The 17,890-nt window shown below is 72.0% G+C and carries 13 protein-coding genes and 1 other RNA gene; 5 read left to right on the forward strand and 9 right to left on the reverse strand.

Translation table 11 applies throughout. From position 1 onward, the window contains the following. Positions 1-12 precede the first annotated feature (12 nt). From ssrA to ftsE, 5 genes are all read right to left on the reverse strand, one after another. Positions 13-401: a transfer-messenger RNA gene (gene ssrA, locus QNO09_RS27925) on the reverse strand. Between the two features lie 98 nt (positions 402-499). Beyond that, positions 500-982, reverse strand: coding sequence for an SsrA-binding protein SmpB (gene smpB, locus QNO09_RS27930; RefSeq protein WP_062927167.1), 483 nt, complete (start codon positions 980-982; stop codon positions 500-502). Positions 983-1,028: 46 nt separating this feature from the next. Next, positions 1,029-2,198: a S41 family peptidase gene (locus tag QNO09_RS27935; protein WP_283973019.1), complete on the reverse strand. Its 1,170-nt coding sequence runs from the start codon at positions 2,196-2,198 to the stop codon at positions 1,029-1,031. A 68-nt stretch (positions 2,199-2,266) separates the two neighbouring features. Beyond that, complete coding sequence (gene ftsX / locus QNO09_RS27940) at positions 2,267-3,184, reverse strand: permease-like cell division protein FtsX (protein ID WP_283973020.1); 918 nt, start codon at positions 3,182-3,184, stop codon at positions 2,267-2,269. Between the two features lie 40 nt (positions 3,185-3,224). Further along, positions 3,225-3,914, reverse strand: a complete 690-nt coding sequence (ftsE, locus tag QNO09_RS27945; protein ID WP_003990615.1) for a cell division ATP-binding protein FtsE — start codon at positions 3,912-3,914, stop codon at positions 3,225-3,227. 257 nt (positions 3,915-4,171) lie between these two features. On the opposite strand from ftsE, the gene QNO09_RS27950 reads away from it, so the two are divergent. Next, positions 4,172-4,372, forward strand: a complete 201-nt coding sequence (locus QNO09_RS27950) for a hypothetical protein (protein ID WP_283973021.1) — start codon at positions 4,172-4,174, stop codon at positions 4,370-4,372. Positions 4,373-4,473: 101 nt separating this feature from the next. On the opposite strand, the gene QNO09_RS27955 is transcribed toward QNO09_RS27950, so the two are convergent. From QNO09_RS27955 to QNO09_RS27970, 4 genes are all read right to left on the reverse strand, one after another. Beyond that, the gene (locus QNO09_RS27955; RefSeq protein WP_283973022.1) at positions 4,474-5,091 is read right to left on the reverse strand and encodes a hypothetical protein; all 618 of its coding nucleotides are present in this window, start codon (positions 5,089-5,091) and stop codon (positions 4,474-4,476) included. Between the two features lie 289 nt (positions 5,092-5,380). After that, positions 5,381-6,487, reverse strand: a complete 1,107-nt coding sequence (prfB, locus tag QNO09_RS27960; RefSeq protein WP_283973023.1) for a peptide chain release factor 2 — start codon at positions 6,485-6,487, stop codon at positions 5,381-5,383. A 58-nt stretch (positions 6,488-6,545) separates the two neighbouring features. Next, entirely contained in the window at positions 6,546-7,793 is a 1,248-nt protein-coding gene (locus tag QNO09_RS27965) for a serine/threonine-protein kinase (protein WP_283973024.1), read from the reverse strand. A 122-nt stretch (positions 7,794-7,915) separates the two neighbouring features. Next, positions 7,916-9,607, reverse strand: a complete 1,692-nt coding sequence (locus tag QNO09_RS27970) for a serine/threonine-protein kinase (RefSeq protein ID WP_283973025.1) — start codon at positions 9,605-9,607, stop codon at positions 7,916-7,918. A 362-nt stretch (positions 9,608-9,969) separates the two neighbouring features. Between QNO09_RS27970 and QNO09_RS27975 the strand changes: the two genes are divergently transcribed. The 4 genes from QNO09_RS27975 (at position 9,970) to QNO09_RS27990 (ending at position 17,781) form a co-directional block, all read left to right on the forward strand. Continuing rightward, complete coding sequence (locus QNO09_RS27975) at positions 9,970-13,986, forward strand: FHA domain-containing protein (protein WP_283973064.1); 4,017 nt, start codon at positions 9,970-9,972, stop codon at positions 13,984-13,986. 174 nt (positions 13,987-14,160) lie between these two features. Next, positions 14,161-15,573 (forward strand): ABC transporter substrate-binding protein, encoded by a 1,413-nt coding sequence (locus QNO09_RS27980; protein ID WP_283973026.1) that lies wholly within the window; start codon positions 14,161-14,163, stop codon positions 15,571-15,573. A gap of 67 nt (positions 15,574-15,640) precedes the next feature. Continuing rightward, positions 15,641-16,924 carry a carbohydrate ABC transporter permease gene (locus tag QNO09_RS27985; protein ID WP_283973065.1) on the forward strand — a complete coding sequence of 428 codons (1,284 nt, stop codon included), beginning with the start codon at positions 15,641-15,643 and terminating at the stop codon, positions 16,922-16,924. Continuing rightward, on the forward strand, positions 16,921-17,781 hold the full coding sequence (locus QNO09_RS27990) for a carbohydrate ABC transporter permease (protein WP_283973027.1): 861 nt from the start codon (positions 16,921-16,923) through the stop codon (positions 17,779-17,781). Before QNO09_RS27985 ends, QNO09_RS27990 begins: the two co-directional genes overlap by 4 nt. Positions 17,782-17,890: the final 109 nt, after the last annotated feature.

A 17,890-nucleotide genomic window follows, 5' to 3' on the forward strand; every position in this document is an offset into this window, starting at 1 on the left:
CCCACATGGGATGAGTGGAGATGGCGGGAATCGAACCCGCGTCCAACGGTGCAGAATCAGGGCTTCTCCGTGTGCAGTTCGCTGCGATTTTCTCGGCCCCGGCGATCACGCGAACAAGTCGCCGACGGGCCCAGTCACTGTTTGGTTTCCCATCGAGCCCCGTGACCGGGCTCGATGGTTTAGTTCCCTAGATTATGCCAGGATCCGGGCCGGGAACACTCCCGGGCTGACACCCATTTAGGGTCCTTCACTCACTGCTTATCAGGCAGCGAGGGCGAAGGACTGGGAATCGCGCTTGGTATTGGCGATTATTTTTTGCGACATATGGTTTACGAGATCATTGCCGCTTCCTCGACACGCTTCCCCTGCTTCGACAGCCGCTGTCGAAACCGATCATCCCCATGTTGTGTTGACAATCCCTCCGGAGAGGGGCGCGCACCCGCTGTGGGGTGCAGACACCATCGTACGTGACCAACGCGGGTCGGTGCCAGCGTATTCCCTACGCCCCGCGCTGCCTCCGCTTCACCGCCGCGATCGCGCGGTCGGTCTCGCGCCGGTCCTGCTTCTCACGGAGCGCCTGGCGCTTGTCGTACTCCTTCTTGCCCTTCGCCAGCGCGATCTCGACCTTGGCCCGGCCGTCCTTGAAGTAGAGCGCCAGGGGCACGATGGTGTGCCCCGTCTCGCCCGTCTTCGACTCCAGCTTGTCGATCTCGGCGCGGTGCAGCAGCAGCTTCCGCTTGCGCCGGGCGCTGTGGTTGGTCCACGTGCCCTGGCTGTACTCCGGCACGTGCACGTTGTGCAGCCATGCCTCGTTCCCGTCCAGCTGGACGAAGCCGTCGACCAGCGACGCCCGACCCTGGCGCAGGGACTTCACCTCGGTCCCGGTGAGGACCAGGCCGGCCTCGTAGGTGTCGATGATGAGGTAGTCGTGCCGCGCCTTCTTGTTCTGCGCGATCAGCTTGCGCCCTTTTTCCTTAGCCATAGTGCCGACCATTTTCGCACTACGGAGGGGCCCTGCGGAAAGTCGATTACGAGGGGCTCGTGAGACCGCGCAGCACGGCCTGGGCCCGCTGGAGGGCGTCCTCGTCGGTTTCCAGGTCGGGCGTGATGCCCCGGCCGTCGACCCCGCGGCCGGAGGGGGTGCGGTAGTGCCCGACGGTCAGCTCCGCCACGGAGCCGTCGGGCAGCCGGCTCGGCATCTGGACCGAGCCCTTGCCGAAGGTGCGGGAGCCGACGACGAGCGCCCGTCCCCGGTCCTGCACGGCACCGGTGAGCAGCTCGGCCGCGCTCATCGTCCCGCCGTCGACGAGCGTGACCAGGGGCCTGGTGGTGTCGCCGCCGGGCTCGGCGTGCAGGGCGCGCTGCTCGCCGTCGACGTCGTAGGTGGCGACCAGGCCGCCGTCGAGGAAGGCGGAGGCTGCGGTCACGGCCTCGGTGACCAGGCCGCCGGAGTTGCCGCGCAGGTCGAGCACGATCCCGGCGTCGCGCGGGGCCCGGCGGACGGCGGCGTGGACCTGGTGGCCGGAGCCCTTGGTGAAGGTGGCGACCTTGATGACGGTGACCCTGTCGGCGAGCTCTTGGACGGTGACCGGGTCGGTGGACAGCTGGGCCCTGCGCAGGGTCCGGGTCCAGGTGTGCGAGCCCCGCTCCAGGCCGAGGCGGACGGCGGTGCCGGCGGGGGCGTCGGTGGCGTCCCCGCGCAGTAAGGAGACGACCTCGGTGACGGGCCGGCCGTCGGTCTTCTCGCCGTCGACGCTGCGCAGCAGGTCCCCGGGGCGGATCCCGGCGGTGGCCGCGGGCGAGCCGGCGCGCACCTTCGTCACCTCGATGCGGCCGTCCCGTTCGCTGCGGGCCCAGAGGCCGACGCCGGTGTACTGGCCGTCGAGGGCCTCCTCGAACTCCTCGAACTCGCCCCGGGAGTAGACGGCGCCCCAGCGGTCCCCGCTGCGGCTGACGGCGCGCTTCGCGGCCTCCATCGGGGACGTGCCGTCGGCCATGGCCTCCTCGGCCGCCCGCGCGACGTCCGTGCGGGGCCCGGCGGTGTCGGCCGAACGGACCTTGTCCGGCGCGGAGTTCCGGTCGTCCTGCGGCAACGCCCCCGTGGCCGCACCGGCGACGAGGACACTCGCGAACACCAAGGTCAGGGCGGCCCCGCGGCGGATGCGACGGGGCTGACAGAGCGGGTCACGACCTGACATGCCGGTGAGTCTAGGACAAGGGGAAGGGCCGTACGGTCGGTTGACCGCACGGCCCCTCTTGGCATGCGTCACACCTTCAAGTACTTGCGCAGCGCGAAGAACGCGGCCAACGCGGGCATCAGCAGGCTCGTGGCGAGGATGAGCGGCAGCTTCGTGAGGACGGCGTCCCAGCCGATGAAGTTGATCAGCGTGAGCTGATCGGCCAGGGCCAGTCCGTGGTCGATGATGAAGTACCGGGCGACCAGCAGGAAGGCGCAGGCGACAGCGCCGCCGATGAGTCCGGCGACCGCGGCCTCCATGATGAACGGCGCCTGGATGTAGAAGCCCGAAGCGCCGACCAGGCGCATGATGCCCGTCTCGCGCCGCCTGCTGAACGCCGAGACGCGCACCGTGTTGACGATCAGCATCAGGGCGACGACCAGCATCAGCGCCATCACCGCGCGCGCGGCCCAGTTCATGCCCTCCAGCAGCTTGAAGAGGTTGTCCAGGGTCTCCTTCTGGTCCTGCACCGACTGCACGCCGTCCCGGCCGTTGAAGGCGGTGGCGATGACCTGGTACTTCTCCGGGTCCTTCAGCTTGATGCGGTACGACTCCTGCATCTGGTCCGGCGTGAGGGAGCTGGCCAGCGGGGAGTCGCCGAACTGCTCCTTGTAGTGCTTGTACGCCTGGTCCTGCGACTCGTAGGTGACCGTCTGGACGACGCCCATCTTGCCGAGGTCGGCCTTGATCTGCTTCTTCTGGTCGTCGGTCACCGCGCCCTTGGCGCAGTTGGGGTCGGACTCGGCGTCGCTCTTGTTGCAGAGGAAGATCGAGACGTTGACCTTGTCGTACCAGTAGCCCTTCATGGTGTTGACCTGGTCGCTCATCAGGAGCGACCCGCCGAACAGGGCGAGCGAGAGGGCGACGGAGACGACGACGGCGAAGGTCATCGTCAGGTTGCGGCGGAGACCGACACCGATCTCCGACAGGACGAACTGGGCGCGCATGGCGACTGGTTATGCCTTTCCGTGGATCTCGGGTGCGGTATCAGTGCTGGTAGCCGTAGACACCGCGGGCCTGGTCGCGCACGAGGCGGCCCTTCTCCAGTTCGATGACGCGCTTGCGCATCTGGTCCACGATGTTCTGGTCGTGGGTGGCCATCACCACGGTGGTGCCCGTCCGGTTGATGCGGTCGAGCAGCTTCATGATGCCGACGGAGGTCTGCGGGTCGAGGTTGCCGGTGGGCTCGTCGGCGATGAGCAGCTTGGGCCGGTTGACGAAGGCCCGCGCGATGGCGACGCGCTGCTGCTCACCACCGGACAGCTCGCCGGGCATCCGGTCCTCCTTGCCGCCGAGCCCGACGAGGTCGAGCACCTGGGGCACGGACTTGCGGATCTCGCCGCGCGACTTGCCGATGACCTCCTGCGCGAAGGCGACGTTCTCGCCGACCGTCTTGTTGGGCAGCAGGCGGAAGTCCTGGAACACCGTCCCCAGCTGGCGCCGCATCTGCGGCACCTTCCAGTTGGAGAGGCGGGCGAGGTCCTTGCCCAGAACGTGCACCTGCCCGTGACTGCACCGCTCCTCGCGGAGGATCAGCCGCAGGAAGGTGGACTTTCCGGAGCCGGAGGACCCCACGAGGAAGACGAACTCGCCCTTCTCGACCTCCAGGGAGACATCCCTGAGGGCGGGGCGGGTCTGCTTGGGGTAGACCTTGGAGACATTGTCGAATCGGATCACGGATGCACCACGGGTCGCCGGGGGTAGATGAGCGTGACCATACGCGAACCGGGTGGGGCATCGCAGTCACCGACCGTGGTTGCGCCACGGATGTGCCGTTTTATACCGAGGCCCGCGGGGCGCGGGGGCACTGTGCGTACCACCACAGAAAACGCGCAGCCGCGCGACGGCCGACGGAACCTGGCAAAGTGGAGGGGGGAACATTCCCACCCCCACGAACGTTGGACACGTGGAACCGGCGCAAGGAGGGCAAGCGCATGACGTACGACCGGCTGGTGTGCGCGAACTGCGCGTCCCCCGTGAACGAGGGCCGTTGCGCCGTGTGCCGCGCGAACCGCGAGCGGCTGCAGCAGGAGAACTTCTTCGCGGGTCTGAACGGTCTGAACCCGATGGCACTGATCGCTCTGCTGACGGTGCTGATCGCGGCGGTGGCCCTCTTGGCGCACCAGACCGCGTAAGGGCGCGGCAGCCGCCCCCCGGACAGGGCCGAGGGCCCGGAGCGTTTCGCTCCGGGCCCTCGGTGTTGCGCTGAGCGCACGGTCCGTACGGACGCCTGCCGTCAGGCGGCAGCACCGCCGCGGCCGCCCACGAGGCGCGGCAGCAGACGGAAGCCGACACCGCCGGCGATCATCGTGGCGGCGCCGATCACCAGGAAGGTGGTCTGCGCGGCACCGGTCTCGGCGAGCTCCTGGCCGTTGCCCTGGGCCCGGGCCTGGCCCTGCGTGGCCGCCGGGGCGGAGTCCGAGCCGATCTCGGTGAGGGAGGAGGAGCCCTCCTCCTGCGGCGAGGTGCCGCCGTCGGGGTCGGTGTTGTTGCCGCCGCCGTTGCCGCCACCGTTGCCGTTGCCCGGGTTCGTCGGGGCGTCGGTCGGGTCCTCGGTCGGCTCGGTGGGCTCCTCCGTGGGCTCGGTCGGCTCGTCGGTGGGCTCCTCGGTCGACGGCGGCGGTTCGGTCGGCTCGCCCGTCGGGATGACGGTCGGCTCACCGGTCGGCTCACCGGTCGGCTCACCCGTCGGCGGCGGGGTCGGAGTGGGCGACTCCTCGGCGCACAGGATGCCGAGCAGGCAGTCCTCGGTCTCCGCGGCGGATGCGGCACCGGCGGCGGTCAGTGAGGCGCCGGCGGCGATCACGGCACCGGCCGCTATCCGCGCGACACGGATCCGCGTCTTCTTCGTCATGTGCTTGCTACCCCCAGTAGCTCATCGTCATTAGGCAGCGCTCGGGGCTGTGCTCGACGGGGGAAGCTGCGATGAAAGGCCCCCGGTTCACATGCGCCCCAGAGACACGCATGCCGCGCTTCACCCTTCCCACTTTTCAAGAACACGTCAAGGCCGTTTGCAGCCGCCATGTCCAATTACGGGGGCTATGCCGGGAGTCTGAGCCTGTGAGTGTGATGCAAAACCCAGACATGCGGGCACAGAAAAGGCAACCGCCGCCCACGGAGCGGCAGTTGCCTTGTCGACAAACTTACTTCTGCTGCTGCTTGCGCCAGCGAATTCCGGCCTCCAGGAAACCGTTGATCTCGCCGTTGAACACGGCCTCGGGGTTGCCGACCTCGAACTCGGTGCGCAGGTCCTTCACCATCTGGTACGGGTGCAGCACGTACGAACGCATCTGGTTGCCCCAGGAGTTGCCGCCGTCGCCCTTGAGGGCGTCCATCTTGGCCTGCTCCTCCTGGCGGCGCCGCTCCAGCAGCTTGGCCTGGAGCACGTTCATGGCGGTGGCCTTGTTCTGGATCTGCGACCGCTCGTTCTGGCAGGAGACGACGATGCCGGTGGGGATGTGGGTGAGGCGCACCGCGGAGTCGGTGGTGTTGACGCCCTGGCCGCCCGGGCCGGACGAGCGGTACACGTCCACCCGCAGTTCGGACTCGTCGATCTCGATGTGGTCGGTCTGCTCGACCACGGGAAGGATCTCGACGCCCGCGAAGGAGGTCTGGCGCCGGCCCTGGTTGTCGAAGGGCGAGATGCGCACGAGCCGGTGCGTGCCCTGCTCGACGGAGAGCGTGCCGTACGCGTAGGGCACCTGGACGGCGAAGGTGGTCGACTTGATGCCGGCCTCTTCCGCGTAGGACGTCTCGTAGATCTCGGTCTTGTAGCCGTGCTGCTCGGCCCACCGCAGGTACATGCGCTGGAGCTTCTCGGCGAAGTCGGCGGCGTCGACGCCGCCGGCCTCGGCGCGGATGTTCACCAGCGCCTCCCGGGAGTCGTACTCACCGGAGAGGAGTGTGCGGACCTCCATCTCGTCCAGCGACTTCTTCACGGCGGCGAGCTCGGACTCGGCCTCGGCGCGGGTGTCCGGGTCGTCCTCCTCCTCGGCCATCTCGAAGAGAACGCCCAGGTCGTCGATGCGACCGCGCAGGGCCTCGGCCTTGCGCACCTCGGCCTGGAGGTGGGACAGCTTGCTGGTGATCTTCTGCGCCTCATCGGGATTGTCCCAGAGGGACGGCGCGGCCGCCTGCTCCTCGAGCACGGCGATGTCTGCCCTCAGCTTCTCGAGGTCCAGAACGGCCTCGATCGACTCCATGGTCGAGGAGAGGGACTTGAGCTCTTCGGATACGTCGACGACTGCCACGCCCTCCAGCGTAACGGCTCCGCCCGGCGGCCATCGCCGGGCGGCCGGAGACGGCGGCTCAGGGGGACTGGGGCGCCGAGTTCCCGGTGTCCTGCGGAGGGGGGCTCGCGCCGTCGTCCGAGGTGGACAGCCACGCGCCGACGCCTATCGCCGCCGCCAGGGCGACCGCGCCCGCTCCCAGGGCCACCCTGCGGCGCCGGGTCGCCGCGCGGTTGCGGGCCGAGCCCGGGCGGGGGGCGCCGGGGGCGCGGGGTGCCCGGGCCGTCCCGTGGGCGCCGCCGGCCAGCTCGTCGGGGGCGGGGACACGCATCGAGGTGTGGGTGTCCCGGTTGGAGTCGGCCGGCTTCGCGCCCGGCACCAGGGGGACCGCGCCCCGCCGCCGGACCCGCTCACGGGCCGGTGCCGGTCCGGCGGGCTGTTCCTCGCGGTCGGCCTCCTCCGCGGAGTCGGTGTCCGGCTCGTCCACCTCCAGCGGGGGCATGCCCGCCAGCATCGGCAGCAGCTCCCGCAGCCGGGTGCCGAGCTCCGAGGCCCGCAGCCGCGAGGCCGGTGCCTTGGCCAGGCACTGCACCAGCAGCTGCCACAGCTCGTCCGGGATGCCGGGCAGCGGGACCACCGTCTCCGTGACGTGCCGGCGCAGGACCGCGCCCGGGTGGCCGCCGCCGAACGGGGTGAACCCCGCCAGCAGCTCGTAGAGGACCGTGGCGAGCGCGTAGATGTCGACGGACGCGCGCGGGGGCAGTCCCTCGACGATCTCCGGCGCGAGGTAGTCCGGGGTGCCGATGATCTTGGTGGCCTTGGTCCGGCGCGGCGTGTCGATGAGCTTGGCCACACCGAAGTCGGTCAGCAGGGCGCGGTGTGATCCGCCGGGACCGAGCGGGCCCTGCATGTCCAGGAGCACGTTCTCCGGCTTGACGTCCCGGTGCACGACACCCGCGGCGTGGGCGGCCGCCAGTCCGTCGGCGATGTCCGCCGCGATGGCGACGGCCGCCTCGGGGGCCAGGCGCCGGTCCCGGTCCAGCCGGGTCCGCAGGTCCGTGCCGCGGACGAGGTCCATGACCAGTGCCAGGTCGTTGCCGTCGACGACCAGGTCGCGCACCGACACCACGTGCGGGTGCTCCAGGCCGAGCAGGGCCGTGCGCTCCTGCACGAAGCGCCCGACCAGTTCCTGGTCGGACGCGAGGTCCTCGCGCAGCAGCTTGATGGCGACGGGGCCTTCCGGGCCCTCACCCAGCCACACCGTGCCGGCGCTGCCCCGCCCCAGGATCTGGTGGGCGGTGTACCGGCTGCCGATCTTCCGTGCCAAGGCTGCTCCTACCGACGCGTGTTGTCGCTAAAACTACGCGCCCGGAGAGCCAACCTTCACCGTGGAGGCGGAAATCACCCGCCAGGTGTCGACAAATCACCAACCCCGCAGGGCGGTTCCCGTCAGTTCGTGCCGGAACCGCTCCCGCCGAGCTTCTCGAACCAGCCGGTCACGGTGCTGAACCAGTCGGTGAGCTGGTCCCAGTAGCTCTTGCCGGTGCCGATCCACTCCTGGAGCGGGCTCAGTTCCCAGACCAGCCAGCCGGCGACGAACAGGATGATGATCGTGAAGAGACAGCCCTTCAGGCAGCCGAGCCCGGGGATCCGCATCCGGTTGGCACTGCGCTGCCTCGGCTGCCGGGGCTCGCGCTGGGGCCGCTGCGGCTGCTGGGGCTGGGCCGGCGGCGCGGGCGGGGCGTAGCGCTGCGGCGGCTGGGGCCGCTGGGGCTGAGGGGCGTACTGCTGGGGCTGCTGGTGCGGACGGCCGTGGCCGGGCCCGGGCGGGGGCGCCTGGCGGCGCGGGGGCTGCTGCTGCGGCTGCGGCCGGGCCACCTGGCGCTGGGGGCGGCGGCGCAGCGGATCCTGGTTCGGGTCGAGGTACTGGACCTGCGTCTGCTCGTTGCGGTCGCGGGCCGCCCGCAGCTGGTTCTGCCAGGGGTGCGGGTCCTCGGGGCCGCCCTGCTGGCCGGGGTGGCCGGGCGAGCCCGGCGGGACCGGCGGCATGACGGCGGTCGGGTCGGCCGCGCCCCGGTGGGGCATGACGGCGGTCGGGTCGGCGGCGCCGGCCGGACCGCCGGTGTGCGGCATGACGCTGGTCGCGGCGCTCGGGTCGTACGCGCCCGCGTTCTGCGGGAGGACCTGGGTCGGGTCGGCCGCGCCGGGTGTGTCCGGCACCGGCGCGGGGGCCGGGTCGGGCACGAGGAGCATGCCGACGCCCTCGGCGGCGGCGATCTGCGCGGAGTTCGCGTGCACCCCGATGCCCTCGGCGACGACGCGCAGGCCGCGGGCGAGGTTCTCGGCGCTGGGCCGCTCGTCCGGGTTCTTGCGCAGGCAGCGCTCGATGACCGTCCACAGCGGGTCGGGGACGGTGGAGGGACGGCGCGGCTCGGCGCTCAGGTGCTGGTGCAGCACCTCCAGGGCGGAACCGCCGGCGAACGGCGGGCGGCCGGTGACCAGCTCGTACAGCAGGATGCCGGCGCCGTAGATGTCGACGGCGGAAGTCTGCGGGCGGCCTTCGGCGGACTCGGGCGCGACGTACGCGGGCGTGCCGACGAACTCCTGGGTCCGGGTCAGTCCCGGGGAGTCGGCGAGGCGGGCGATGCCGAAGTCGGTCAGCAGCGGGTGCATCCGCCCGTCGTACTGCTGGAGCAGGACGTTGGCCGGCTTGAGGTCGCGGTGGACGACGCCGTCGGCGTGGCTGGCGGCGAGCGCGTCGGCGATCTGGGCGGTGAGCAGGGCGGCGGCGACCGGGGTGAACGGCCCGTTCTCCCGCAGGTAGCGGTGCAGGTCGGGGCCCTCGACGAGGTCCATGACCAGCGCCAGCAGCTCGCCCTCGACGACCAGGTCACGCACCCGGACGATGTTCGGGTGGGTCAGCCGCAGCAGGACGGACCGCTCGCGCAGGAACCGCATGACGATGTCGGGGTCGCCGGCCAGCTCCTCCTTGAGGACCTTGATGGCGACGGTCTCGCCGGGCTGTCCCGGCACGGCCGCCTCGGCGCCCGCGGTCTCGCGCTGGCGGGCTCGCCAGACGGTGCCCGTGGCGCCGCGTCCGAGCGGCTCCTCGAGCAGGTACTTGCTGCCTACCGGCCGCACGTCATGCGCTCCCTGGTGCTTGCCTTGCCTGCTGGCCTGTCCGAACCACTGTAGTGCCGGGTGGCCGAGGACCGGAGTGTCGTCTTTCTGTGGGTCTTACGTTTCCGCTCTCGGACTCGTTCGAAGGAAAGACGCTGACCTCGGTCTTGTGGTTGCCGGGAATAGACGTGACCGATCTCAAGCGGTCGCCCGTGGGTCATCTCTCAGGCACTTTTGCGGGCAGAGCCGACCAATCAAGATCACCTTTTCCTGAGAGAGGGGCGCGCTGTCAGTGGCAGGTGCGAGGATGCGTGCAGTACTGGCCGACGTGCTGGGGCGGGGTGGGGGACTCCGCGCCCGGGCAGAAGGGACCGCTGACGGCGATGCAGATCCGGCTGACCGTCGTAGATCCGCTGGGCCCGTCGGCGCCGGCGCGGGACCGCGCCCCGCGCAGCGACGTGCTGGTCACGGCACCCGCCGGTACGGCGCTCGCGGCGGTGGCGTCGGCGCTGGCCCAGGCGGTCCTCGGCGGTGACGGCTCGGGCACACCGGTGCTGTACGCCGGGGAGCAGCGACTGGACGCCCAGCGCTGCACGCTGGGCGAGCCCCCGCTGACCGACGGTGCCGTGCTGTCCGTGGGCGCGCCCGGGGAGCCGGAGCCGCATCCCGAGCTGGACGACGCCCCCGCCCAGCTCCAGGTCGTCGCCGGCCCCGACGCCGGCGGCGTCCATCTGCTGCACGGCGGCGAGATCCGCATCGGCCGCTCCGCCGACGCCGACGTGCCGCTGGACGACCCGGACGTCTCCCGGCTGCACTGCGCGGTGACGGTGAGCGCGGACGGCCGTGTCGAGGTCGCCGACCTGGACTCCACGAACGGCACGACGGTGAACGGCACGCGCGTGGGCGGCCGGGCGGTGCCCTTCGCGCCGGGTGCGCTGTTGCGGATCGGCGAATCGGCCCTGCGGCTGGCTCCGGCCGGGGGGCCGGGTGCCCGGGTGGAGACGACTCCGGACGGGGAGGGGCACGTGCGCGTGCCCGGGCCCGCCGGGGGCGGGGCGGAATCCCCCGTATCCCCCGCGCGCGTGGCCGACCCGGGACCCGCCGGGCCCCTCGGGCCCACGCATCACGCCTACGGCTCGGCTTCCGCGGCCTGGGGCGCGCCGGGTGCCTCGGAACACGGCTCCGCCGATCCGGCTGTGGTGCCGGGGCAGGGTGGGGCACCGAGGATCGAGCGCGGAGACGCGGGCGCGGGGTCCGAAGCGCCCCGGGGACGGGACCAGGGCGACTGGACCCGCCTGGCGGGCAGCGGCGGCGGGGCCGACTCGGGAGGCGGCCCGAGTCATGTGCCGTCCCGGGGCGCGGGAGACGCGGCCCGTGGAGGAAGCGACCGGAGCGAGACGCCCTCGCGCGGCGCCGCGGACGCACCCCACTCGGGAGGCGGCCCGAGCCCCGTCCCGTCCCGGGGCACCGGACGCGCGGAAGACAACCCGAGCCACACGCCCTCGCGAGGCACCCCAGACACACCCCACCCGGGACACCCCCGGAGCCAGATGCCACCCCACGGCACCGGGCCCGCACACGCGGAAGACAACCGGAGCGAGGCGCCGGGCGTCGGCACGCGCGACGGATCGCGGTCGGGAACGGCCGGTGCCGCGCAGGCCGCCGTCGGGACTCACGGAGCACCCACCGGGCAGCAGGCCGCCGCTCGGCGGAGTACTTTCGCGCCACCGGCCGAGGTCGCGCGGCAGCGCGACGGGGTCCGGGCCGGGAGCGGCGCCGGGGACACGCATGCGGGTCGTTCCGGCGCCGGGGCGTTCGGCGACGTGGCCCCCGTCCGGCCGACGACGGTGTACGACGCCGGAGTCGCGGACGGTACCGGCCCTCACCCCTGGGGCCCGGACGGGTCGGTCGCCCCCGCTGTTCCCGCCCGTGCCGTGGACCCGGACCTCGTGGACGAGCAGGCCGGCCGGGGACGCAAGGGCACTCCCCTGCGCGGCACCGACGTGCCCTCGGGCACCCGCAGGCGTGGGGGGCTCGGTGCCTGGGCCCGACGGCTGGCCGGAGGGCGTGGCGAGCAGGCGGCGGAACCACCCGGGACGCACGAGGACGAGCCGGCCGCGGTGACGGCGGCGGAGCACCACCCGGTCGCCGTGTCGGCCGCGCCGGAGACCTGGCCGGACCCGGCCACCCTGCTGCTGACGGCGCTGGGGCCGGGGCCCCGGCTGTGGGAGCGCGCCCCCGGCCATCCGGAGGCGCTCGCCGTGCGCCTCGGCACGGCCGACCGTGCGGCGCCGGACGGCTCGGGTCTGCTGCCCGCCGTACCCGTGACCGCCGGGCTGCGTGAGGTCGGCGCCCTGGGGCTGGCCGGGCCGCGGGCGCGGCTGTCCGGGCTGGCCCGCGCGGTGCTGGCCCAGCTCACGGCGCTGCACTCCCCCGACACGCTGGAGATCGTCCTGATCGCCGCGGACCGCGCCCGGTCCCTTGAGGAGCGCACCGCCGAGTGGTCCTGGCTGGGCTGGCTGCCGCACGTCCGCCCGGGGCACGGGCAGGACTGCCGGCTGCTCCTGGCCCACGACCGCGAGCAGGCCGCGGCCCGCACCGACGAACTCACCCGCCGTCTGGAGGACCACCTCGCGGAGTCGGGTCCGGGCGTCGCCGCCGCCGGTCCGCCGGTGGGCGCCTCGGCGCCCGGCGGCGCACAGCCCACGGGTACCGGTCCGTCCCCGCACCACTCCGTCCCGGCCCCCCGGCGGCCGGCCTGGGCACGTGACGACGCTTCCGCCGCCGACGTGACCGGCGCTTTCCCGGGCCCGTACACGGTGCTCGTCGTGGACGGCGATCCCGGCGGAGCCGACCTGCGCAAGGCCGTCGCACGGCTGGCGCTGGAGGGCCCCGGGGCCGGGATCCACGTCATCTGCCTGGCCGAGACGGCCGCCGCCTCCCCCTCCTCACCGGTGACGGACACCTACGAGGCGGCCTGCTCGGTGGCACCCACCTTCCGGCAGTGCGGCGCGGTCGCGCTGCTCAGCGGGGACGTGGCGACGGCCCTGCGGCTGATGCGCGTGGCCCGGGTAGGTGGCGAAGGAACTCCGGCGGCGCCCGTCGGGCACGGCACCATCGCCACCGTCGACGCCGTGTCCGCGGCCTGGGCCGAACGGTTCGCGCGGGCGCTGGCGCCGCTGCGGACGGACGGCCCGGCGAGCGACCGCCAGCCGCGCGTCTCCGCACCCCTGCCGCAGGCGGCCCGGCTGCTCGACGAACTGGGCCTGGCCCGCGCCACTCCGGCCTCGCTGATGGCACGCTGGGCGGACGCGGCCGACGACGCCGACGCGCTGGGCGGACGCGTGCGCGCGGTGCTGGGCGCCGGGCCGCGCGGCCCGGTCTGCGCGGACCTCGCGGCCCAGGGGCCGCATCTGCTGGTCGAGGGCCCGCCGGGCAGCGGCCGTACGGAGCTGCTGCGGGCGATCGTCGCGTCCCTGGCCGCCGCCGAGCGGCCGGACCGCCTCGGCATCGTGCTGGTCGACGGCCGGGGCGGCCCGGGCGCGGGCGGCGGGCACAGCGAGGGACTGCGGGTGTGTACGGACGTACCGCATGTCACCACCCTGCTCATGGCGCACGACCCGGTCCGCATGCGGGAGTTCGCCCAGTCGCTGAGCGCCGAGCTGAAGCGGCGTGCCGAGCTGCTCGGGCGGTCGGACTTCGACGAGTGGCACACCGGGCGTGAGCTGTCGGGCCGTATGGTCACCCAGCGCACGGCGACGGCACGAGGCGGTGCCCCGGCCGAGCCGCCCGCCTCGGGAGGCTCCGGCGACCTCGACTCCCCGTCCAGTTCCACCATTCGGCTGCGTCCCGGAGCGGCCCGGCGGCAGACGGAGGCGGCCGCGCCCCCGCTCCCCCGGCTCGTCGTGGTCGTCGACGACCTGGACGCGCTGGTCTCCCCGGCGCTCGGCTCGACCGGGCGGCCCGCGGCCGGGTCGGTGATGCGCGCGCTGGAGGCCGTGGCCCGGGAGGGCGAGCGGCTCGGCGTCAACCTCGTCGCGGCCACCGGTCCATGCCCCCGTACGGCGGAGACCGAACCGGCGCGCCGGGCCACCCTGCGCGTCACACTCGACGCCCCGGCCCCGGGCCCGGACGAGCCCGCGCCCGGGCGTGGCCGGCTGACCGGGCCGGACGGGCGGGTCACCCCGTTCCAGGGCGGGCGGGTCACCGGCCGGATCCCCCGCACGGCGACGCTGCGCCCCACCGTCGTGCCCCTGGAGTGGCACCGCATGGGTGACCCTCCGGCCCGGCGTCCGGTGCGGGAGCTCGGGAACGGACCGACCGACCTGGCACTGTTGGCCAGCGCGCTGGAAAGGGCGGCACGGGAGGTCGCGGCGGCGAAGGTGCCGTCGCTCCTGTAGCCGGGTACGGCCCCCGGCCCCGCGGCGTCACGGGGCCACGTCGCTGGTCACGAGGGAGTCACGATCCCCCGCTTGACAGCCGACGCCATCTTGCCGCCCCCGCACACCCGGGCGTAGACCAGATCGCACGGGAGCGCGCTCGACGTTCGACGAGGAACGAAGAACGGGGCAGTCATGCGCATGACGAGCAGCACCATCCGGACACGCTGGTCGCCCGACCGGGACAAGGCGACCCCCCAGCACCGCAGAGCCGCCAAGGCCGCGGCCATCGTCGCCGCGGGAGCGCTCGCGCTCTCGCTCTCCGCCTGCGGAGGCGGCGACAAGGACACCGGTGGAAGCACGGGCGACAGCGAGGAGACCACCAACAGCGTCAACCTTCCGAAGCTGGACGGGACCAGCCTGGAGATCGCCGCCGTGTGGAGCGGCACGGAACAGGCCAACTTCAAGAAGGTCCTCGCGGAGTTCGAAGAACGCACGGGCGCGGAGGTCACGTTCGTGCCCGCCCAGGACCCGATCATCAACTTCATCGGCTCGAAGGTGGCCGGCGGACAGCCGCCGGACATCGTGATGCTGCCGCAGCCGGGCGCCATCAAGCAGGCCGTCGACCGGGGTTGGGCCAAGCCTCTCGGCTCCGACGCCCTCAAGGAGCTCAGCGAGAACTACTCGCAGGGCTGGCAGGACATCGGCAAGGTCGAGGGCAAGCAGTACGGCGTCTACTACAAGGCCGCCAACAAGTCCCTGATCTGGTACAACAACCAGGTCTTCGAGAACGCCGGGGCCGGCGAGCCCGAGACCTGGCCGGATCTGCTCAACACCGCGCGGACGGTCTACGACTCCGGCGTCACCCCGTTCTCCGTCGGCGGCGCCGAGGGCTGGACGCTGACCGACTGGTTCGAGAACGTGTACCTCTCGCAGGCCGGGCCGGAGAAGTACGACCAGCTGGCCAAGCACGAGATCAAGTGGACGGACCCGTCCGTGAAGGACGCGCTGACCACGCTCGCGCAGGTCTGGGGCAAGCCGGACTGGATCGCGGGCGGGGCGAACGGGGCGTTGCAGACCGACTTCCCGGCGTCCGTCACCCAGGTCTTCACCGGCGGGGACCAGCCCAAGGCCGCCATGGTGGCCGCGGGTGACTTCGCGCAGGTCAACATCCCGAAGGACATGAAGATCGGCACGGACGCGAAGGTCTTCCCGTTCCCGGCGGTCGGTGACAACGGGCCGGTGGTCTCGGGCGGCGACGCCGCCGTGATCCTTCAGGACTCGAAGGGGTCGCAGGCCCTGGCCACCTGGCTCGCCTCGCCGGACGCGGCGCAGATCCAGGCCAAGCTGGGCGGCTACCTCTCGCCGAACAAGAACGTGCCGAACTCCGCGTACCCGAACGCGGTGCAGCAGAGGATCGCCAAGGCGCTCATCGACGCCGGTGACGACTTCCGCTTCGACATGTCCGACCAGGCCCCGCAGGCGTTCGGCGGGACGCCCGGCAAGGGCGAGTGGAAGATCCTCCAGGACTTCCTGACGAACCCGAAGGACATCGCGGGCACGCAGGCGAAGCTGGAGGCCGAAGCGGCCGCGGCGTACGGGAACTGACGTCATGACGTCGGTGACGGCGGCAGGGGGCTCCAAGCCCCCTGCCGCTTCCAAGTCGCGCAAGAGTGTGACCGGCACCCGCAGGACCGTCGCGGCGCTGTTCCTGCTGCCCGCGCTCGTCCTGCTCGGCGCGCTCGTGGTGTACCCGATCGGGTACTCGGTCGTGCGCAGTTTCTACGACCAGTCCGGTGACGGCTTCGCCGGAATAGACAACTACCAGGCTCTCTTCACCGACGAGGGCATCCGCACCGCGCTGAAGAACAACATCATCTGGGTGGTGTTCGCGCCGACGGTCGCCACGGCCCTCGGCCTGATCTTCGCGGTGCTGACCGAACGGGTGCGCTGGGGTACGGCGTTCAAGCTGGTCGTCTTCATGCCGATGGCGATCTCGATGCTGGCGGCGGGCATCATCTTCCGCCTGGTGTACGACCAGGACCCGGACAAGGGTGTGGCGAACGCGGTGTGGGTGGGCGTGCACGACACGTTCTCCCAGGCGTCGGCCTTCCCGAAGGCCCACCCGGGCCGGGACTCGCCGCTGGAGCCGGCCGGCGGCGGCGCGTTCATCACCACGTCGCCCGTGCGCACCGGCGAGGCGGTCTCACTGCCCCTGGTGGGCGTGGCGCCCGACCTGATGCCGGACGACGCGAAGGCCGCCGCGGCGCCGAAGCCGGAGCCGGACAAGATCACCGGGACGACCTGGCAGGATTTCACGCGCGGCAAGGGCGTCGGCGAGCTCAACAGCGTCGACCCGACCGAAGTCGGCTATGCCGGCATGAAGATCGAGGCCGTGAAGGACGGCAGGGTGGTGGCGTCGGCGACGGCCGCCGACGACGGCAGCTTCACCCTGCCCGCCGCGGCCGACGGGGCCCTGCTGCGGCTCCCGGCGAGCAACTTCGAGGAGCCGTACAACGGTCTGGACTGGCTCGGCCCGTCCCTGGTCACCCCGTCCATCATCGGCGCGTACATCTGGATGTGGGCGGGCTTCGCGATGGTGCTGATCGCGGCCGGGCTCGCGGGGGTGCCCCGGGAACTGCTGGAGGCCGCCCGGGTCGACGGCGCGACCGAGTGGCAGGTGTTCAGACGGGTCACGGTGCCGCTGTTGGCGCCGGTCCTCGCGGTCGTCATCGTCACCCTGATGATCAATGTGCTGAAGATCTTCGACCTGGTCTTCATCATCGCGCCGGGATCCGCCCAGGACGACGCGAACGTCCTCGCGCTGGAGCTGTACCGCAAGGGCTTCTCCGAGAACCAGCCGGGCATCGCCAGCGCCATCTCGGTGTTCCTGCTGCTGCTCGTGATCCCGGTGATGTGGTTCAACGTACGCAGGCTCAGGCGGGAGGTGCGGCGATGAAGGCCAGACAGTCGCTGGGGTCGCGGCTCGCCGAGGGGGTCGGCGGCGGGCTGGTGCGGGTGTTCCTCATCGTGGTGGGCCTGTTCTGGCTGGTGCCGACGATCGGTCTGCTGCTGGCCAGTCTCCGTTCGCCGGAGAACATCGCGGCGAGCGGCTGGTGGACCGTGTTCACCGAGCCCGCGCAGATCACCTTCGACAGCTACACGAAGCTGCTGGAGAACGACGACATCACCGGCAGCCTGCTGAACACGGTGTGGATCACCGTCCCGGCGACCCTGCTGGTCGTGATCATCGGCTCGCTGGCGGGCTACGCCTTCGCCTGGATGGAGTTCCCGGGCCGGGACTGGTGGTTCCTGGGCGTGGTCGGCCTGTTGGTCGTGCCGGTGCAGGTCGCGCTGATCCCGATCGCCGAACTCTTCGGCAAGATCGGCGTCTTCGGCTCGGTGATCGGCGTGGTGCTGTTCCACGTCGGTTTCGGTCTGCCGTTCGCGGTGTTCCTGCTGCGGAACTTCTTCGCGGAGATCCCGCGCGAGCTGCTGGAGGCGGCGCGGCTGGACGGCGCGGGTGAACTGCGTCTGTTCTTCCGTGTCGTGATGCCGCTCGGCGGACCGGCGATCGCGTCGCTCGGCATCTTCCAGTTCCTGTGGGTGTGGAACGACATGCTGGTCGCGCTGATCTTCTCGGACTCCGGGAGCCAGCCGATCACGGTCGCGCTGCAGACGCAGGTACGGCAGTTCGGCAACAACATCGACGTGCTGGCACCCGGCGCGTTCATCTCCATGGTGGTCCCGCTGGCCGTCTTCTTCGCGTTCCAGCGGCAGTTCGTGTCCGGCGTCATGGCGGGCGCGGTCAAGTAGCGCTCACAGGACGGTAGTCGAAGGGGCGGGCCGGGGGCGGCCCGCCCCTTTCGCGTTCCCCCGGATGCCGTAGCCGGCGTAACCAAGTCGGCCCACCGGGCGTTCCCGG

The organism is Streptomyces sp. 378, assembly GCF_030124145.1.
Classification (GTDB): Bacteria; Actinomycetota; Actinomycetes; order Streptomycetales; family Streptomycetaceae; genus Streptomyces.